The sequence below is a fragment of the Bradyrhizobium sp. genome, assembly GCF_016462955.1.
GTDB lineage: Bacteria > Pseudomonadota > Alphaproteobacteria > Rhizobiales > Xanthobacteraceae > Bradyrhizobium.
Genome location: NZ_JAEMSD010000082.1, coordinates 1 through 17,962, shown reverse-complemented (window position 1 = coordinate 17,962; position 17,962 = coordinate 1). Strand labels below are relative to the sequence as shown.

The following is a 17,962-nucleotide window of genomic DNA, read 5'->3' as shown; positions in this document are numbered from 1 at the left end:
TCTTCCTTGGGCCGGGTTGCCGCAACACCTACGCCGTTTCCGAATTTCGGTAAAGCGGAATATTTTCAGCCGGTCGTATTGACCCAGCGCTCGCGTGTTTTGCCCGCGGGCAACGCAAGCTTTGGTAGGTCTCCCCTCGTCATTCCGGGGCGCGACGAAGTCGCGAACCCGGAATCCATTTGACAGCGCGCGACGCCGCCCGATGGATTCCGGGCGCGATGCTGCGCATCGCCCCGGAATGACGGCTACGGTGTTGATTTGCCCGACCGGCCGCCCCGTTGGTATGGTTCCTGCAGGCACCTCAGCCTTCCTACTCTCCAACAGAACGTGACAATGCCAAGCCCAAGACCCGACCGCATCCGCAAGCTGCTCGCCGACCTCGTCTCGTTCGACACCGTCAGCGACCGCACCAATTTGCCCCTCATTGCCCATATCGAAAGCTACCTCGCCGCGTTCGGCATCAAGGCCGAGCGCATCGTCGACGAGACCGGCCAGAAGGCCTCGCTGTGGGTCACGATCGGGCCGCAGGACCGGGGCGGCTACGTTCTGTCTGGCCATACCGACGTGGTGCCTGTCGTGGGCCAGGACTGGAGCCACGATCCGTTCAAGCTGGTGGAGCGCGACGGCAAGCTCTACGGGCGCGGCACCACCGACATGAAGGGATTTGTGGCGGTGTGCCTCGCCATGGTGCCGGAGATGGTGGAGGCAAGACTCAAAACGCCGATTCATCTGGCAATCTCCTATGACGAGGAGATCGGCTGCGTCGGCGTGCGGCCGATGCTGCACGAGGTCGCGAAGAAGAAGGTCAAGCCGCTCGGTGCTTTCATCGGAGAGCCGACCTCCATGCAGGTCATCATCGGCCACAAGGGCAAGCATGGCGTGCGCGCGACCTTCCGCGGGCTGGCGCGTCATTCCTCGATCGCGCCGGACGGCGTCAATGCGATCGAATATGCCGCCGAGCTGATCGTCGAAATCCGCCGCCGCGCGGTCGAGCTCGCAGGCCAAGCCGAGCACGGCAGTCTCTACGACGTCCCGCACTCGACGCTGCTGACCAGCATCGTGCATGGCGGCGCGGCGCTGAACATCGTCCCCGACACCTGCACGGTGGAATTCGAGTGCCGCGGCATCGGCATCACCGAGTCCAGGGAGGTGACCGATGCGATCGTCGCCTGGGCCAAGGCCGAGCTCGAGCCGGCGATGAAGGCGCAGAATGCCGATTGCGGCATCGCGTTCGAGGAGATCCTCGACTACCCCGCGCTCGACACCGCCGCCGATGCTGCAATCGTCACGCTGGCCAAGAGCCTGGCCGGGCGCAACGACCACGCCAAGGTCGCCTTCGGCACCGAGGCGAGCCTGTTCGCCGACATCGCCGACGTCCCCTCCGTGGTCATCGGTCCGGGCGGGATTGCGCAGGCGCATACGCCTGACGAATTCGTGGAGATGGCCGAGTTGGAGAAATGCGCGGGCTTCGTGGAGCGGCTGATCGCGCATTGTGTGAAGGGATAGCAGGAGCTCCCTAGTTGCCGGGTCCCGGCTCTGCGCAGCAGCGTTGCAAGCTGCAGCGCGTCCGGGACACGAGAGTGGCGCAAGCAAAAAGGCGCGGCCACCGGCCGCGCCTTCGTTTTCGCTACACCGCGCCTGCCTTCTGCGCGTAGTCCCATGAGGCCTTCGACAGCGGCACGGTGCGCTTGGCGGATTCGAGCGCCTTGGCGTTGGCGGCGGTGCCGTCGCGGACGCGGCCGGCGATGCCCTGGGTGATGCCGGCGAGGCGGAACAAATTGTAGGCGAAGTACCAGTTGAGATCAGGCACCGTCATCTTGGTGACGTTGCAATAGATCTGCGCCGCCTCTTCCAGGCTCGGGATGTTGAGCGCCTTGAGGTCGGCGCCATCGAGGCCCGGCATGATCCACTGCATCAGGAGATAGGTGAAGTCGGCCATGGGATCGCCAAGCGTCGACAGCTCCCAGTCCAGCACCGCCTGCACGCGGGGCTCCGTCGCGTGGAAGATCATGTTGTCGAGGCGATAGTCACCATGGACGACCGAGACGCGCGCCTGCTCCGGCACGGTCCGCGGCAGCCATTCGGCGACCTTCTCGAACTCGGGAATGTGCTGGGTTTCGGAGGCCCGATACTGCTTGGTCCAACGGTCGATCTGGCGCGCGAAGTAGTTTCCTGGCTTGCCGAAATCGCCGAGTCCGATCGCAACGGGATCGTACATGTGGAGCTTGGCCAGCGTCTCGATCTTGCTGGCGAAGATCTTGCGCCGATCGTCCGGCGCCTGGCTCGGCAGCGTCGGATCCCAGAACACGCGCCCCTCCTCCATCGACATGATGTAGAAGGCGGCGCCAATGACACTGTCGTCCTGACACAGCGCATAGGCGCGCGCGACCGGAAAACCCTGCTTTCCGAGGGCTGCGATCACGCGATATTCGCGGTCGACCGCGTGCGCCGACGGCAGCAATTTGCCGAAGGGCTTCCTGCGCATCACGTAGGAACGGTTCGGCGTATTCAGCCGGTAGGTCGGATTGGACTGGCCGCCCTTGAACTGGAGCACGACCAGCGGGCCTTCGAAGCCTTCGACGTTCTCGCGCATCCACGCCTCAAGCCGCATCTCGTCGAAGCGATGACGCTCCTCGACCGGCTTGGTGCCCGAAAACTCCTCGTCTTTCCTGACGCCGTCAGCCACGGTGACGCTCCCTCTTCAGTCCGAACATGATCCTAATCGGTAACCGCTGACGCACTTGCGTCAAGCGGTTACCGCCATTGGATCATGTCCTGTCGTTTCTTCAAGTCGGGAGCGCCGCAGGGCTCCCCCGCTTAGTGATTGGGAGAGTTGGCATACTTCCGAACCTCAAGTCTGGCAATGGCGCGGTTATGCACCTCGTCCGGACCGTCAGCGAGACGCAGCGTGCGGATGTGGGCATAATCCTTGGCAAGACCTGCCTCGTCCGACACCCCGGCGCCGCCGAACGACTGGATCGCCTCGTCGATGATCTTCAGCGCCATGTTGGGGGCGGCGACCTTGATCATGGCGATCTCGGCCTGCGCGGTCTTGTTGCCAACCTTGTCCATCATGTCGGCCGCCTTGAGGCAGAGCAGCCGCGTCATCTCGATGTTGGTGCGGGCTTCGCCGATGCGCTGCTCCCACACGCTGTGCTCGACGATCTTCTTGCCGAAGGCGGTGCGCGAGGTGAGCCGCTTCACCATTTTCTCCAGCGCCTCCTCGGCCTTGCCAATGGTGCGCATGCAGTGATGGATGCGGCCCGGACCGAGGCGACCCTGTGCGATCTCGAAGCCGCGGCCTTCGCCGAGCAGGATGTTCTCCTTCGGAACGCGCACGTTCTCGAGCAGCACCTGGGCATGGCCGTGCGGGGCGTCGTCGAAGCCGAACACCGGCAGCATCTTCTCGACCTTGATGCCTGGGGTGTCGAGCGGAACCAGGATCTGCGACTGCTGCTGGTGCTTGGCCGCCTTGAAATCGGTCTTGCCCATCAGGATCGCGATCTTGCAGCGGGGGTCGCCGACGCCGGACGACCACCATTTGCGGCCGTTGATGACGTAGTGGTCGCCGTCGCGCTCGATGCGGGTCTCGATGTTGGTGGCATCCGACGAGGCCACCGCCGGTTCCGTCATCAGGAAGGCCGAGCGGATCTCGCCGTCCATTAGCGGACGCAGCCATTTGCGCTTCTGCTCCTTGGTGCCGTAGCGCATGAACACTTCCATGTTGCCGGTATCAGGCGCGGAGCAGTTGAACACCTCCGAGGCCCAGGTGATCCGGCCCATCTCTTCGGAGAGCAGCGCGTATTCGAGATTGGTCAATCCCGCACCGCGGAATTCGTCATCCTCATGCTCGTTCGGCGGCATGAACATGTTCCAAAGGCCCTCGGCCTTCGCCTTCTTCTTGAGGTCCTCGAGCACCGGGATCACCTTCCAGCGCTCGCCGCTGTGGTCCTGCTGATCGTAGATCGGCACTGCCGGGCGCACGTGCTTGGCCATGAAGGACCGCACGCGGTCGAGCCATTCCTTCTGCTTGGGCGACATATCGAAGTCCATGGGACGCTCCTCGTCTCTCTTTGCGATCTGGTTTTGCGCCGGACTGTCCTCCCGCATTGCGCGACCCGCAAGCGCGAATGCGCCGGCCTGGCGGCTTGCCGAGGCCAGCCCGCGCGTTGCGAACGAGTCTCGATTGCGGATTGACTTTCTCCGGCCTTCAAACGATAGTTTCATACAAGTGTTTGAATTGCAACTCCCTCGCTCACGACGTCATTTCTGGCCAGCCCGCGGGGCTGAACCCGGAATCTCGAAATGTGGCGCGAGATTCCGGGTTCGACGCTAATGCGTCGCCTCGGGATGACGGGATCAAGGTCATGGCCAGCGATCATACGAGGTCTGCCATTCTCGCCGCCGCCGAACGGCTCTATGCCGATCGCGGCTTCGGCGACGTGACGCTGCGCGACATCGTCGCGGAGGCCGGCGTCAACCTTGCCGCGGTCAACTATCATTTCGGCTCGAAGGACGAACTGATCGCGGAATTGTTCGTCACGCGCTCGATCGCCACCAACCGCGAACGCCTGCGCGAATTGAAGGCGGCGGAGGAGCAAGGCGGCGGCCGCGCGCCGATCGAGGTGATCCTGCGCGCGCTGGTCGGCCCGACGCTGCGCGGCTGCCTGGGCCCGGAGAACCAGCGCTCGACCGCCGCACGATTCATGATCCGCGCCTCGATCGAATCCGTGCCGCCGATCCGCCGCATCAAGAACCGCGAGATCGACCATTTGCGGAAATTCGCCGGCGCGATGCGGCGCTCCCTGCCCGACCGCAGCGAGGTCGATATCTATTGGGGGCTCAACTTCGCGCTCGCCATGGCGCATCACACCATCCGCGAGAGCGAGCGTCTGACGAAGCTGTCGGAAGGCAAATGCGACCTCGACGACGTCGAGGACGTGGTGGAGCGCGTGGTCAGCGTGGCGACGATGGCGCTGACGGCGGGGCGGACGGAGAGCAAGGCGCCGGTGCGCGCCCTGGCGCGAGACGCGCGCTGATCGATGAGCCCGGTGCCGGAGCGAGTCGCTCCTGCGCGGGGATCTGAATGGCGCGGCTGCTGCGGCGGCAGGCTACGCCCGCTGCGGCATCTCCTCGGCCTCTTCCTTGGCGAGCAGCAGCAACATCTCGATGCCCATTTCGCCTTCCTGCGGCGAGCGGATGAACTTGATCTCGTCGGCGCTCTGCCGCAACGCGGCAATGATGGCGACGGCCTGGTTGGCGGTGGCCGCCTCGGTTGCCAGAACGGCCTTCTGGTCCTTGGCCTGGAATCCGATCGTATAGGACATTCGCTTCCCTCCCGGAACTTAAGCGGAGAGATCGAATCAGAGTCGCGCGCGAAGCGGAAGCCTGTGCGATTACGGACCGGGATTAGCTGGGGATTGCGGGCAAGCTTCAGGCAAGCTCCGACATGGCGCGCGGCTCTGCACGACGGGGCCCCTCTCAAGCGAGAGGGGCAGAGCGTGCTAGATGATGCCCTGCTGCTTCAGGGCCGCGATCTTCTCGGCATCATAGCCGAGCTTGCCGCCGAGCACCTCCTGGGTGTGCTCGCCCAGCAGCGGCGGAGCGCGATAGTCCTTGATCGGCGTCTCCGAGAGCGTCAGCGCGTTGCGGACCAGCGACAGATCGGGTTCGAAGGGATGGTCGACCTTCACCCGCATCCCGCGCGACTGCACGTGCGGATCTGAAAACACCTGCTCGAAATTGTTGATGGGGCCCGACGGCACGCCGGCCTCCTCCAGCTTCTCCAGCCAATAGGACACCTTCTGCTTCAGGAACAGGCCGGCGAAGATCGCCATGATCTCCTTGCCGTGCACGACGCGGTCGTTGTTCTTGAGAAAGCGCGGATCGTTCGCGAGTTCGGGCTCGCCGAGTACGGCGCAGGTGCGCTGGAACTGGCCGTCATTGCCGACCACCAGCATCAGCTCTCCGTCGGCGCAGCGGAATACGCCGGCCGGCATGCCGCCATTGCCCCAGGTGCCGCGGCGCGGCGGCATCTTGCCGTTGACGAGATAGATCTGCAGCCAGTGCGACAGGGACGCGATGACGGTATCGAACAGGCAGACGTCGATGTGCTGGCCCTGCCCGCCATTGGCATCGCGATGGTAGAGCGCCGAGAGAATCCCGATCGAGGAGTTCATGCCGGTCATGTAGTCGACGATGGAGGGGCCGACCTTCATCGGGCCCTCACCCGGCTCGCCGTCGATATGGCCGGTGACGCTCATCAATCCGCCCATCGCCTGCAGGATCGCGTCGTAGCCGGCGCGCGGCGCATAGGGCCCGGTCTGGCCGAAGCCGGTCACCGAGCAATAGATGATGCCGGGATTGATCGCCTTGATGGTCTCGTAGTCGAGGCCGTAGCGCTTGAGATCGCCGACCTTGTAGTTCTCCATGAACACGTCGGCATCCTTGGCGAGCTCGCGGACGATCGCCTGCCCTTCCGGCTTGGCGATGTTGACCGTGACGGACTTCTTGTTGCGGTTGGCGCAGAGATAGAACGAATTGTTGTTGTTGGCCTTGCCCTCGGGGTCGTTCAGGTAGGGCGGACCGAAGGCGCGCGCATCGTCGCCGGTGCCCGGCCGCTCGATCTTGATCACCTCCGCGCCGAGATCGCCGAGCATCTGGGCCGACAGGGGCCCGGCAAGCACGCGGGTGAGGTCAAGGATCTTGATGCCTGAAAGCGGCAGGGCCGACATTTCGATTTCCTCCGGGAACTGGTCTTGATTTGCACTTTTAGCTGTCTTGGAGCTGTCTTGGAGCTGATTTTGGCGCGACGGCAAGATCGCGGACCGCGCTTCCTGCGGATACACCATTTTCGCGCGGTGAGCACTGCGCTGGCGACATACGGCCATCTCCCGCCGGACAGCGAGCTTCCGGTCCGCAAATTCCCGTCGCGCGGTATTGCCCTGCGGGCTCACGTTCCGGCCACCGCAGCCGCCTGCGGCCGGCGGCGGGCGAGCAGGACCAGGATCAGCACGGCAGCACAGGAGCAGACGAAAGTGAGACCGAGCGCGCCGCGCCCGCCGAACCGGGTGAGCAGGCCGGCCAGCAATGGTGGCGACAGCGCGGAGGCGAGATTGAGCGGCAGGGCAATCATCGACATCGCCTTCGCGAACTCGGCCTGGTCGTAGAACACGAGCGGGATGGTGGCGCGCGCGACCGCCATGGCGCCGCTGCCGGCGCCATAGAGCAGGATGAAGACGGCGACCGCCCAGGTGGCGCCCTCGCTCAGCATCATCAGCAGCATCGCCACCGGCAGCGCCATACTGGCGACGAGACCGGTCGTGATCCCGTCCCAGCGCCCGCCGCCGAGGAAATCCAGCCCGCGGGCACTGACCTGGATCACGCCGAGCATAGAGCCGAACGCGATCGCCTGCGCCGGCGTCAGCCCCTCCGTCCGCAGCAATTCAACGAACACGGCGCTGAGGCCGAAGGTGACGAAGGCATTCAGCGTGATCGCGGCGACGACGAGGCCGAACGTGCTCCTTGGAATCGCGGGCGGCGGCGAAGGTCTGGCCGGCTCGGCAGCATCGCCTTGCCCAGCTCTGCGGCGCGGCGCCACAAAGGCATAGAGCGGAAGCGATACGAGCAGCATCATCGCGGCGTAGACGAGGCACGTTCCGCGCCAGCCGAGATGACCGCTCAGGAAGGAGGTGGTCGGCCAGAAGATGCTGCTCGACAACCCCGTCACCAGCATGAGCGCGCCGATCGCGCTCCTGGCCTGCCGCCCGGCAACCTCGTTCAGCATGATGTAGGCGCCCGTCGACAGCGTGGCGCTGCCGGCCAGGCCGAAGACGACCCAGGCCGCGAAGTAGAGCACCGGCTCGCGCGCGAAGAACAGCAGGACGAAGCCCGGCGCGGTGACGACCGTGCCGACCATCATGACCGTCCGCGCGCCGTGCCGTGCAAAGGCCTTGGCAAGCCAGGGCGCGCTCAGTCCCATGGTGACATAAAGAACCGACGTGCCGGCGAACACCGCCGGCAGGCTCATGCCCAGATCCGCCGCAATGTCACGGCCGACAATCGCCGGAAGGCCGATCGTCCCCCATCCAACGAGTTGGGTGATGGCGAGCACCAGCAGGACGCCGAGCAGCCTGCGGTCAGATTTCAAGAACTGCATTCCAAACGTCGCCTGCCCCGGCAGGCGCAGATTGCGCCGGCGCAGCTCGTCTTACCTGCGGACCGATGTCGCGGGAATGCCGGTTCCGAATAGCAGCGCGGCACTGGCCGCAGAGCAAAGTTGCATCACGCGGCGTGGCCGGGGTCGACGTGCTTCGGCATTTTCTTGTCGCGCTGGGGCGTCATCTTGGCCGGATCGGGCGCACCGGGCACGCCGCGTGGACCGAGCTGGTTGCGCTGGATGTCGTCCTCGGAGCGAGGCGGCTCGACGCCGTTGGGCTCACGGGGCTTGGTCATGTGGCTTCCTCGTCTCAAGCGTTGTCCTTGACGCCGAGCGCATTGCCTCCCGCCTCGCGGCCGGGCACGGTGACATGGATTTCATGTCCCTCGCGCAACGCCAGCGATGCGGCTGCTACGGCGGATTCGAACGCGGCTTCCTTGGTGGCGTAGGTGTTCTTGACGTCGCCATCATGCAGCACGCCCCATTCGTCGCGCACCGGCACGATGGCATATTGCGCAAGGCCCATTGTCCAGCTCCTGGCTCAGGTTCAGAAGAAGATCTGCCCGACAACGCGCCTGCGCGCTTAATGTTGCGTCAGCTGCGGGTGCGCGGCGGTGACGCGCCACACCGTGTTGCCGCTGTCGTCGGCGACCAGAATCGCGCCGGCCTTGTCGATGGCGACACCGACGGGACGGCCGCGCGCCTGGTTGTCGCCGTCGAGGAAACCGGTGACGACGTCCTGCGGCGGACCGCTCGGCTTACCGTCCGTGAACGGCACGAACACGACCTTGTAGCCGTTGAGCACATCCCGGTTCCAGCTGCCGTGCTCGCCGACGAAGGCGCCGCCCCGGTAGGCGGCCGGCAGGCCGGCGCCGGTGTTGAACACCATCCCGAGCGGAGCGACATGCGAGCCCAGCGCGTAATCCGGCACGATCGCCTTGGCGACCAGATCCGGCCGCTCGGGCTTGACCCGGGGATCGACGTGCTGGCCGAAATAGCTGTAGGGCCAGCCGTAGAAGCCGCCATCCTTGACCGAGGTCATGTAGTCCGGGACGAGATCGGGCCCGAGTTCGTCGCGCTCGTTGACGACGGTCCATAGCGCCCCGGTCTGCGGCTCGAAGCTGAGCCCGTTGGGATTGCGCAGGCCGCTTGCGAACACGCGCCAGCGCCCGCTGGCGCGGTCGACCTCGAGGATGGCGGCGCGATTGTGCTCGGCCTCCATGCCCCTCTCGGCGACGTTGCTGTTGGAGCCGACGCCGGCATAGAGCTTCGAGCCGTCGGGGCTGGCGACCAGGCTCTTGGTCCAGTGATGGTTGATCGGACCGCCCGGCAGCGGCGTCAGCACCGTACCCGGCGCGGTGATCTTGGTATCCCCTTCGGTGTAGGGATATCTGATGATTGCATCGGCGTTGGCGACGTAGAGCTCGTTGCCGACCAGCGCGACGCCGAACGGCGAGTTGAGATGGTCGAGAAAGACGCTCTGCGTTTCCGGCACGCCGTCGCCGTTGCTGTCGCGCAAGAGCGTGATGCGATTTCCCGGCCCGGTATCGCCGCCGCCCGACGTCGACAAGGACATGATGAAGCCCATCACGATCTCCTTGGGCCGGTTGACCGGCGCGCGCTTCGGCGCCTTGGATTCCACCACCAGCACGTCGCCGTTCGGGAGCACGTAGAGCGAGCGCGGGTGCTGCAAGCCCGTGGCGAAGGCCTTGGCCTGCAGGCCCTGCGCAACCGTCGGTGTCTCGTCCTTCTTCCAGCCGACGATGCGGGCAATGTGGATCGGCGGCAGCAGATATTGCCGGATCTCAGGCAGCGTCGGATTGGGGCCAACTTGAGCATTGGGATCGCCGCTGCCGTCGTTGCATCCGGCCAGTGACAGCAGCGAACAGCATAGCAGCGCGCGGACAACCGAAAACTTCATCGCGCAACTCCTACGCCGTGGCGATAGACCAGGGCCCAGCCGAGCCAGCCCGTGACCGGAAGGATCAGCACGGTGATCGCGGACAAGGCAAGCCCGCTCGGCCACACCGAGGTCCAGCCGTCGCGCATGTGGATCATCAGATTGACGATCGAAAGGATCAGCACCACGGCATTGCCGATCAAATGCGGCCAGGCCGGCGGCTGCGCCCGCACCAGCCGGTTGCCGAGGAAGTCGGTCAGGCCGGCAATGGCCGCCAGAACGCCGAAGATGACGCCGACAAGCAGCAGCCAGGCGGAAAAATTCGCCCACATGATCTCGGCGCTGGCGACATAGGCGATGTCGGTGAGCAACGCCCCGACAAAGCACGTGATCGGGATCGGCACCAGCATCGGATGAATGGGATGACCCGCGATTTGCGCGGTGGAATGCACGCGCATGTCGTCTTGCACGATTAGCCTCTTGCCGGAATGTCTCTCCCCCATCGGCGAACTCCCGCTCGAGACGATGGTTCCTCGACTTCTGCAGCATTCCGGGCGCACTACAAGAACGCGTTACTGCCTCTCGTTTGGGGACGAGCCGTTGAACCGGCGGCGCACGGCGCGACACCAAGCTAGATGGCGGCCCAAAAGATGAAGGATTGTTAGCTGCGCATCCACCTGGCGGTCATGCTGCTTGCCACAGCATCCGTGAAACATCGAAAACTGGGAGGAGATTCATGCAGACCCCGTTTGTCCAGACCACGTTCGTCGTAACGGACCCGGAAATTCGCGATGTCCCGAACCAGGCACCCGATCAGCCAGGCGTTGTTGGAGCGACGATGCACCAGGCGCGCCCCAAGGCTCCTGCCGGTGAGAATGCGGACGCGCGGCCCGAAGGGGTGATCGCCATTTCCCGGATTTTTCAGAATCAAAACCCGAGCTAGCGGGCATCGGAAGCTGCGACAGCAGCGCGGCTCACTCTCGTTCACCGGGACGTCATCTCTTCAGCACCTCGTCCGCATCGGCTCGACGTTGAATAAGTCATGCTGACCTACCTATTGCGACGCCGCTGCCGCGACGGCGTGCGTCGACAATCGCGCTGACGCAGCGGCACCTTTGCACGCCGAGCGTGTGAAGCACTTCACATCGTCGCCCCGGGAGCTGCTGTATTCTGAACATGTCGGGAGCGGTGGGTTCCGCGTCACGGTTCCGACCGTGAGCTCGTGAAACGCGAGCTGATCGGTCCGACAAAGACGGAGGCACGCTCATGTCCACGTCCACGACGGCCGATCCAACCAGCGCCACGGATGACCCGCGGGCTCTCACGGGTGCCCGTCATGCTGCGCCAAGCGCCATCCCGCTGCCCTTTGTTTTGCTCGGACACGATGGACGAGTTGGTGACGCCGATCTGTCGCCATACGATTTCGCAACCGCCGTCGGGCCAGGTGCACCGCTCGAGACCCTGCTCTCGATTCCGTTCAAGGCGTTGATGGAGGCGGCCCAGTCCGATCGACCGAAGCCGTTGCCCGCTCTGCTCCATACCGCGCCCACGCCAACACTCGTCCTGGTGCAGCCGGTGCGACGGGCAGATGGATTGCTGCTGTTGATCGTCAGCCTCGATGCACTGCAAGCCGCGGAGAGGCAGAAATTCGAGCAGACACCTTACGGCGTCGTCCGCCTTGGGCTCGACGGTCGGGTCGATTTCGCCAACGCTGCGGCGCTCCGCCTCTGGAACAGGAAAGACCTGGTCGGACAGCGCTTCGTGGATCTGCTGCCCAGGGAGTTCCGAGACGAATTCCTCATCAAGCTGGGCGAAGTGCTGGACACCCGGACGTCGCGCTCCGTCAGGCTTACAGAAGGCGCGGCCGTGCTCATCGGCTCCCACAAGGTGCATTCGGAGCCGCGACTGACATTGCTCCCGGAATTCCTGGAGGGCAGCACCTTGCGCGGCGTGCAGATCGTGATCCGCGAAGGCATCATCAATGCGTTGCGCGTCGCATTGCGGGAAGCGGCGCTTGAAACGGCGAAGGGTGAATCGACCCCGAAACCCGATGGCGCGCGCAGCCCGACCTGGCGAGATCGAACCCGCCGAATGCTCGACTTGTTGCGGGAGGTCCTGCCGCATGACCTGGCGATCGTCAGCGAAGTCTCCGACAGCTCGCAATGGATACGCCCCACGCTGATGCACCCGGAGCCCTCAAAACCATGGCCACGCATGTGGTGGCGCATGTCGAAGGAGGAGCTCGCGCAGTTCGACGCCGGCCCCTATCGCGAAGAGCTTACGCGCTGGATGCAGGCAAATCCCGATCGTCAGGACGAACCATTGTTGAACCTGCTGCGTGAGGTGCGGCCGGGCGGCAAGGCGCTGGAGTCCTTTGCCATCGTCCCCATTCGGCCGAATGGCCGCACCGAGGCCGTCCTGACCTTGGCTTCGACGCAGCCAAGGCGCTTCGAGGTGTCGAGCAGGGCAGCACCGGCGGGATCCGACTGCGACGACGAAGAGGAGTTGCCGCGCGATCCGCTCGCCGTGCTCGACCGCCTCGGCCTCGACACGCTTCTGCTCATGATGCTCCGGCGCGCCAGACGCGAGGGCCAGGCCGAGCAAAGGGCCCTCGTCGCCAACATCGAGGCTGCGGAAACGGTGCCCGATGCGGTGCTCACATTGCTGCGCGAGCTGGTCAGGCATTTCGGGTGGGACCATGCAGCGGCCTTCATCACGCATCATCCGGACGGGACGGAGACGATGCGCTCGCGCGGGGCGGGTCCGCATGCCGGTGCGGAAGAGCTGCAGCTTTTCGCCCAGTTTCCGGAGACCGAGAATGGCGCCCCACATCCCCTGGCGATCCCGAAGGACTATACACAGCCGCTGTACGATCCCCGTCCGGGCGAGCCGTTCGATGAGGCCCGTGCGCGCGAATCGGGAATGCTCGGCGCCGCCATTCGCAGCGCACGCCGCGGCGAAAGCGGCGTGCTCGTCGCGAGCGATGTCACCAAGCTCGACGGGGATGGACGACCGCCGCACTGGTTCCGTTCGGTCGGCGCGAAGCCGCGCTCGGCGCTGACCATCGCCATCACCATCAACGGCCGCACACGCTGGGTGCTGGATACGGTCTCCCGCCAGCCCAACGCATTCATTGAAGAGGACGGGGACCATATTGCTCCCCTGGTCAAAGGCCTGGCCGCGCGCATTTCGCAGCTCCGCGAATACAAGCTGAACGAACGCCTGATCGACCTGATCGACAAAGCCGTTCTGATCACCGACGACGCGGGGGTGATCCTGCGCGCCAACCCGCGAGCGCGCGAGCTTCTCGGCCTCCCGCCGCTGTATTTCGACAAGGGAGAGCATCGCCTCATCGAGTTCGTGCATGGACCGAACGAGGCCGAACTTCCCGGCGCCCACCAGACGGAGGCAACGCTCAGCATCGGACCGAAGGGCGGCAGGGGCGTCGAGACGCATGTCCGGCGGCTCGAGGACATGACCAGGACGTCCGACATCATCTGGCTGCTCAGCGGCGCAGATCGACAGGTCTACAACGTCGACACGCGCTATATTGCGGAGACGGTACAAGAAGTCGCCCGGCAGGTGCGTGCGCCGCTGTTGCTGGCGGCCACGCTGGCCAAGCAACTCGGCCGCGGCTCCCTCGAGGAGGCGGTTGCACCGTTGGCGAAGCAAGTGCGCGAGGGCATTGCAAAAGCCGACATCACGTTCGAGCGGCTCGCCGAGGCGAGAGGAGCCTGGCGCGATCCAAAGAGAGAGGAGCGCATCGTACCGCTCAAAGCATTGCTGGATGAACTCCGCGACGCACTTCCAGAAACGGACCGCGAGCGGTTGAGGCTGGACGCTGCCGGCGAGGCCGAAGTCAGCGGCGATCGGAGCCGGCTGGCCTACGCTCTTCGGACCTTGCTCGGCTACATGCTCTCGCGGGACACGAGGCCGATCACCATCACGCTTCGCCCTCTCCGTTCGCAAGCCGAGATCCAATTGTCGGGAGCGGAGATCGAGCCGTCCTCGGAGCCGGATGATGTCGTGCGTGCCGAGGCGCTGGAAGCCGCCGCGGACGCACAGGGAAGCGCGCGCGCGGTCTTGCTGGCCCATGGCGGCGGGTTGGAGCGTACGGCAGCCGGCTTCCAGCTCCATGTCCCGCTTGCACAAGACACGGAGACACGGCCGTGAACGTCTTGTTCATCTGCAACGATCCGACCATGCAATTGATGGTGCAGAAGACCGTCAGAGGAGCGAGCTTCACGACACTCGCCAATGTCGATGTCGCGACCCAGTATCTCGAGACGAATTTGCCTGACGTTGCGCTGATCGATCCCGAGACCGGCGGAGGCCGGCAGGGGGAGAGCAGCATACGGGGCTTCCTCGAGCGCTTCTCGGGTGCGGACCCGAAGTTTGGCGCCGTGCTCGTGCTCCGTGCGCCCGGCTCGGAGTACGAGGTCGAGGCGGTACGCAAGCCACGGGTCTGGACATGGGACACTTGCGCGCAGACGAACGGCGGACTCGATCCGGAGGAACGGTTGAACCGGGCTTTGACGATTGCTTCTGCTGCGCCCAAGGCACGCAATTTCAGGGCGATCGTCAGCTTCACGGGCGACGTCGTGACGCTAAGTGTCGAAGAGAACGGCATTTCAGTGATCCGCGATCGTCCCCTGCTCACCGACGCGGAATCAAAATCCACACTTGATGACTTGGCTACGGTTGACCTCGAGCCTTCCGAGGTCGGCGACCTTCGTCAAACATGGCGGAATTACAAGTCGAGCGGCTACAGCGCCTTCAATGCGCTGTTCGGCCCGATCGGCAAGGCGCTTATCAGCAACGATCCAAACGAGTCTGTCGAATTCCGCTTCGACATGGAGCGGATGCAGTTTCAGCGGCGCTTCGCCTTGCCGCTCGAACTCATCGCACTCGTCGCCAACGACCGGCCTGATGGTTTCCTCTGCAATCTTCGTCCCATGGCTCGCAGCGCCTCGAACATCAAGAGGCGTCCTGCGAACAGCGATCATCGTCCGCATATCCTGTTCGTGGATGCCGGGGCGGCCGAGGGCGAGTTCTCCATTTTGGGCAAGGAGGGCATCTCGTTGCGGTCGCTGCCCTCTATTCGGAACAGTACGGACGCGCAGCGAGAACGTCTGGAAGACCTCCGCGACGACGGCCTCTGCACGCTGGAGCAGCTGACGCTCGAAGACTTCAACGAGTGCTGCGAAGCGCGCGGCCTCAAGAAGGCAAGAAGCTTCCGGGACGCGCTGCAGTCCCGGCTCTGCCGGCCGGTGGACGGCGACAAACCTGTCGACATCCTGCACTTTGCCGGCCACGGGATCAGCCAGCATCAGTCCGAGACGCGGTTGATATTGCCGCCCGCTCCGGCCCGGCCCGGTGAGGGCGCCGGGGAAGTCGACCTGCTGGAGGTCAGAGAACTCGCCGAATGGCTGCCCGAGAGTGTCCGGGTCGTGTTTCTCGCCGCATGCCAGACCGCTTCGATCTCTTCCGCGGAGCACCTGCATCTGGCGAAGGGTTGCAGCCTGGTCGGCTTCCGCTGGAAGGTCGTGGCAAAGCGCATCCCGGAGTTCGTCAGCGGCTTCTACGACGCGCATCTGCGCGAGCGGAAGTCGGTGGCCGGCGCCTACAGGGCCGGTTGCCAGAGGGCACAGCTGCCCGAGGACCCTGCCTGGGTCAGCGCCGTCGCGCTGGCCGCAGACTGATATCGCAAGGAGGACGGCATGACCGCTTTGAAGGGCATTGCTGAGTGGATCAGCGGCACCTGGGACGGATTCCAGACGCGGCCGCGCCTCCGCCAGATCTATACGCGTGTCGCGGCGCCGGACGAGCCGGCTGCAAAATCATTCATCCCCGAGCGCAGCTACGTCACCATTCGCATTCGGGAGCTCCGCTTGGCCGAAGCGGGTGCTCTTCTCAACGACTATTTGCCGATGTGCACGTGCTTCCTGCGCGAGGGATTGGGCGATGCGGCCCGGACGATGCCTTTTGTCATCGGCGCGGAGATGATCCGGAGCGGGCTCGGCGCCAACGCCCCGCGGGATGCTGGTCGTAATCTCGCCATCCACGACATGGAGCTGGTGCGCCGTTTGCCGGTGCGCGGGCAAGGGCTGACGCTCTATTCCTCGCTGTGCCGTTTCAAGGACGATTCGGTTGCACGCGGACTTCTCGGCTTCGCCGCGGAGGCGGCCAAGGCGGTCGGCGGAGAAGGCGTGGCGGCTCCCGTGCGCATGGCTGGAGATCTCACCGGCAAGCTGCAGACCCTGCTGGGCTCCGGTGGCGTGGAAACGAGGTTCGCGAGGCTGGACGGCGATCCGCTGCGCCAGAGCGGTCATTATCTGCTCGCCGCGTCCAGCGAAGGAATCAACGGTGCATTGTCGGTGCGGGACGGTATCGTCTACCAGGGCGACGGTGCCGGGGCAAAGCCGTTGGAGAATGTCGATTATCTGCTGCTGGAATTCGCCCATCTGGAGACGCTGGCGAGCGAAGACCTCGCCTTCGTCTCGCACCTGCCCTTTCACAATCGCTACGAGCAGATCGAGCAGGAGATCATCAAATCACAGGGGCAGCGGTCACCCGTCGCGGACGATCTGATGATCAAGCTGCATCAGGAGATTTACGCCTCCCCTGCCCTTGTCGCACGTGACCGGTTCGAGCTTTCGAAAATCTACCTGGCGGCGCGACAGAAGCTGGAATCCTCGTTCAAGCACCAATTCGCCGCCGGCGAAAAGTTCGACGTGGGAACCATTCTGTGGGAGCGTGAGCGGAAGGCGTCGAGCCCGAAGGTCGGCCGCCTGATTGCCGCCGCGCGCGGAGGACTGAGCCAGGCGCTCAAAACGGAGCGCAAGGCTTCGGCCGGCGCCCCGACGACGATGCAGGAATTTTCGGCGATCGCGGCAGCCGTCCGAAGCGCAAGGCTGCCCGAAGACCTGCCCGATAACCTGTACGATCTACCCGAGGCCGATCGCGCCAACAAACTTCAAGCGGCCAACGAGGCACTGGAAGCGGCCAGCCTGGCCTTGACCCGCGCCGCGCTGCACTAACGCCCGATGAGATTTCGACAACGACTCGTCATCGCGCTTCAGCTTGTTGTTGACGCATGATCCTGCCGGAACGCCGCGTCGCGCTTTCCGGATCATGCTTTGGGTTCTGGAGCGGGTGAAGGGAATCGAACCCTCGTATTCAGCTTGGAAGGCTGCTGCTCTACCATTGAGCTACACCCGCGTTACGGGCTCCCTAACACGGCCGGGCGGCGGTCTCAACTGCCCAGGAGGCCGCCTTGGGGCGTCCTCCACCCCTTGCGAACCCGCCACCGGTTCCTCCAGCTCCCCGCCCCTCTTAACAGCGATGCAATCGCCACCTATATTGAGGCCTTCTGAAACCAACGAAAGGAGGTGATCCAGTGTCTTTTACCAAGCGCTGTCACCTCGCTGGGATCGCCCGCTGAGCTTTGAATAAGGGCTTGGCATCGGGGCGCTCTCAGCCCTGGACCAGCGAGCAAGAAATCGGGCGCGACGGGGGCTTCCCCGCCGCGCCTTTTTTTCGAGTTTCTCTCTCCAAGGTTTCTTGAGGGGATCGCCGGTTCAGCTCGCACGAAGCCGCTCGCGCAGCGCGACGGCGGCGATCAGCATGCCGACGCACCAGGCCGTGACCGCCCGGTGCGGCTCCCCGCCAAGCAGCACCGTGAAGAGGCTCGTCAGAAGACAGGGCGCGATGGCCTTGCAGGTCCGGCTCATCAGCGCGAGCAGGAGCGGCATCGCCGCGATCGATATTTGCAGGACGTCCATTCGAACGCCGGTCTCGGTAGGTTTCAGAAGCCGAAGATGCCAAGCACGCGTCGCCGTTTGCCGCGCCGGCTCTCGACGATCCGCTCGCCGCCGTTCTCGGCCGAACTGCCGTAATAGCGG

The 17,962-nt window shown here is 64.7% G+C and carries 17 protein-coding genes and 1 tRNA gene; 7 read left to right on the top strand and 11 right to left on the bottom strand.

The window, feature by feature from the left end; translation table 11 throughout:
- Together JHD07_RS11720 and argE are read left to right on the top strand one after the other, a co-directional pair.
- A partial coding sequence (locus JHD07_RS11720) for a hypothetical protein (RefSeq protein ID WP_291622120.1) occupies positions 1–183 on the top strand: 183 nt, incomplete at its 5' end.
- 150 nt (positions 184–333) lie between these two features.
- Positions 334–1,506 (top strand): acetylornithine deacetylase, encoded by a 1,173-nt coding sequence (gene argE, locus JHD07_RS11715; protein WP_291622118.1) that lies wholly within the window; start codon positions 334–336, stop codon positions 1,504–1,506.
- Between the two features lie 121 nt (positions 1,507–1,627).
- On the opposite strand, the gene JHD07_RS11710 is transcribed toward argE, so the two are convergent.
- Positions 1,628–2,686: a phosphotransferase family protein gene (locus JHD07_RS11710; protein WP_291622116.1), complete on the bottom strand. Its 1,059-nt coding sequence runs from the start codon at positions 2,684–2,686 to the stop codon at positions 1,628–1,630.
- Between the two features lie 131 nt (positions 2,687–2,817).
- Positions 2,818–4,053, bottom strand: coding sequence for an acyl-CoA dehydrogenase family protein (locus JHD07_RS11705; RefSeq protein WP_291622115.1), 1,236 nt, complete (start codon positions 4,051–4,053; stop codon positions 2,818–2,820).
- 314 nt (positions 4,054–4,367) lie between these two features.
- On the opposite strand from JHD07_RS11705, the gene JHD07_RS11700 reads away from it, so the two are divergent.
- Positions 4,368–5,039, top strand: coding sequence for a TetR/AcrR family transcriptional regulator (locus JHD07_RS11700; RefSeq protein ID WP_291622113.1), 672 nt, complete (start codon positions 4,368–4,370; stop codon positions 5,037–5,039).
- Positions 5,040–5,111: 72 nt separating this feature from the next.
- Here the strand turns inward: JHD07_RS11700 and JHD07_RS11695 are convergent, their stop codons facing one another.
- The 7 genes from JHD07_RS11695 to JHD07_RS11665 form a co-directional block, all read right to left on the bottom strand.
- Positions 5,112–5,327: a hypothetical protein gene (locus tag JHD07_RS11695; RefSeq protein ID WP_025037058.1), complete on the bottom strand. Its 216-nt coding sequence runs from the start codon at positions 5,325–5,327 to the stop codon at positions 5,112–5,114.
- Between the two features lie 177 nt (positions 5,328–5,504).
- Positions 5,505–6,734, bottom strand: a complete 1,230-nt coding sequence (locus JHD07_RS11690; RefSeq protein ID WP_291622109.1) for a CaiB/BaiF CoA-transferase family protein — start codon at positions 6,732–6,734, stop codon at positions 5,505–5,507.
- 218 nt (positions 6,735–6,952) lie between these two features.
- Positions 6,953–8,158 carry an MFS transporter gene (locus JHD07_RS11685; RefSeq protein WP_291622107.1) on the bottom strand — a complete coding sequence of 402 codons (1,206 nt, stop codon included), beginning with the start codon at positions 8,156–8,158 and terminating at the stop codon, positions 6,953–6,955.
- 125 nt (positions 8,159–8,283) lie between these two features.
- Entirely contained in the window at positions 8,284–8,454 is a 171-nt protein-coding gene (locus JHD07_RS11680; protein ID WP_291622105.1) for a hypothetical protein, read from the bottom strand.
- Between the two features lie 14 nt (positions 8,455–8,468).
- The gene (locus tag JHD07_RS11675; RefSeq protein ID WP_291622103.1) at positions 8,469–8,684 is read right to left on the bottom strand and encodes a hypothetical protein; all 216 of its coding nucleotides are present in this window, start codon (positions 8,682–8,684) and stop codon (positions 8,469–8,471) included.
- A 57-nt stretch (positions 8,685–8,741) separates the two neighbouring features.
- Positions 8,742–10,079 (bottom strand): sorbosone dehydrogenase family protein, encoded by a 1,338-nt coding sequence (locus JHD07_RS11670; RefSeq protein ID WP_291622101.1) that lies wholly within the window; start codon positions 10,077–10,079, stop codon positions 8,742–8,744.
- Complete coding sequence (locus JHD07_RS11665; protein WP_291622099.1) at positions 10,076–10,528, bottom strand: DUF2231 domain-containing protein; 453 nt, start codon at positions 10,526–10,528, stop codon at positions 10,076–10,078. Before JHD07_RS11665 ends, JHD07_RS11670 begins: the two co-directional genes overlap by 4 nt.
- Positions 10,529–10,794: 266 nt before the next feature.
- Between JHD07_RS11665 and JHD07_RS11660 the strand changes: the two genes are divergently transcribed.
- From JHD07_RS11660 to JHD07_RS11645, 4 genes are all read left to right on the top strand, one after another.
- Positions 10,795–11,001 carry a hypothetical protein gene (locus JHD07_RS11660; protein ID WP_291622097.1) on the top strand — a complete coding sequence of 69 codons (207 nt, stop codon included), beginning with the start codon at positions 10,795–10,797 and terminating at the stop codon, positions 10,999–11,001.
- 323 nt (positions 11,002–11,324) lie between these two features.
- Positions 11,325–14,231: a PAS domain-containing protein gene (locus tag JHD07_RS11655; protein WP_291622095.1), complete on the top strand. Its 2,907-nt coding sequence runs from the start codon at positions 11,325–11,327 to the stop codon at positions 14,229–14,231.
- 230 nt (positions 14,232–14,461) lie between these two features.
- The gene (locus JHD07_RS11650; RefSeq protein WP_291622093.1) at positions 14,462–15,760 is read left to right on the top strand and encodes a CHAT domain-containing protein; all 1,299 of its coding nucleotides are present in this window, start codon (positions 14,462–14,464) and stop codon (positions 15,758–15,760) included.
- Positions 15,761–15,949: 189 nt separating this feature from the next.
- Positions 15,950–17,098, top strand: a complete 1,149-nt coding sequence (locus JHD07_RS11645; protein WP_291622091.1) for a hypothetical protein — start codon at positions 15,950–15,952, stop codon at positions 17,096–17,098.
- Positions 17,099–17,205: 107 nt separating this feature from the next.
- Here JHD07_RS11645 and JHD07_RS11640 read toward each other — a convergent pair.
- Positions 17,206–17,279 (bottom strand) — tRNA-Gly (locus tag JHD07_RS11640).
- Between the two features lie 359 nt (positions 17,280–17,638).
- On the bottom strand, positions 17,639–17,842 hold the full coding sequence (locus JHD07_RS11635; RefSeq protein WP_291622089.1) for a hypothetical protein: 204 nt from the start codon (positions 17,840–17,842) through the stop codon (positions 17,639–17,641).
- Positions 17,843–17,962 lie beyond the last annotated feature (120 nt).

Bases quoted from the DNA above. Each gene is read 5' to 3' on its own strand.
- argE (WP_291622118.1), top strand. From the start codon at position 334: ATGCCAAGCCCAAGACCCGACCGCATCCGCAAGCTGCTCGCCGACCTC.
- JHD07_RS11705 (WP_291622115.1), bottom strand. From the start codon at position 4,053: ATGGACTTCGATATGTCGCCCAAGCAGAAGGAATGGCTCGACCGCGTG.
- JHD07_RS11700 (WP_291622113.1), top strand. From the start codon at position 4,368: ATGGCCAGCGATCATACGAGGTCTGCCATTCTCGCCGCCGCCGAACGG.
- JHD07_RS11695 (WP_025037058.1), bottom strand. From the start codon at position 5,327: ATGTCCTATACGATCGGATTCCAGGCCAAGGACCAGAAGGCCGTTCTG.
- JHD07_RS11690 (WP_291622109.1), bottom strand. From the start codon at position 6,734: ATGTCGGCCCTGCCGCTTTCAGGCATCAAGATCCTTGACCTCACCCGC.
- JHD07_RS11685 (WP_291622107.1), bottom strand. From the start codon at position 8,158: ATGCAGTTCTTGAAATCTGACCGCAGGCTGCTCGGCGTCCTGCTGGTG.
- JHD07_RS11680 (WP_291622105.1), bottom strand. From the start codon at position 8,454: ATGACCAAGCCCCGTGAGCCCAACGGCGTCGAGCCGCCTCGCTCCGAG.
- JHD07_RS11675 (WP_291622103.1), bottom strand. From the start codon at position 8,684: ATGGGCCTTGCGCAATATGCCATCGTGCCGGTGCGCGACGAATGGGGC.
- JHD07_RS11670 (WP_291622101.1), bottom strand. From the start codon at position 10,079: ATGAAGTTTTCGGTTGTCCGCGCGCTGCTATGCTGTTCGCTGCTGTCA.
- JHD07_RS11660 (WP_291622097.1), top strand. From the start codon at position 10,795: ATGCAGACCCCGTTTGTCCAGACCACGTTCGTCGTAACGGACCCGGAA.
- JHD07_RS11655 (WP_291622095.1), top strand. From the start codon at position 11,325: ATGTCCACGTCCACGACGGCCGATCCAACCAGCGCCACGGATGACCCG.
- JHD07_RS11635 (WP_291622089.1), bottom strand. From the start codon at position 17,842: ATGGACGTCCTGCAAATATCGATCGCGGCGATGCCGCTCCTGCTCGCG.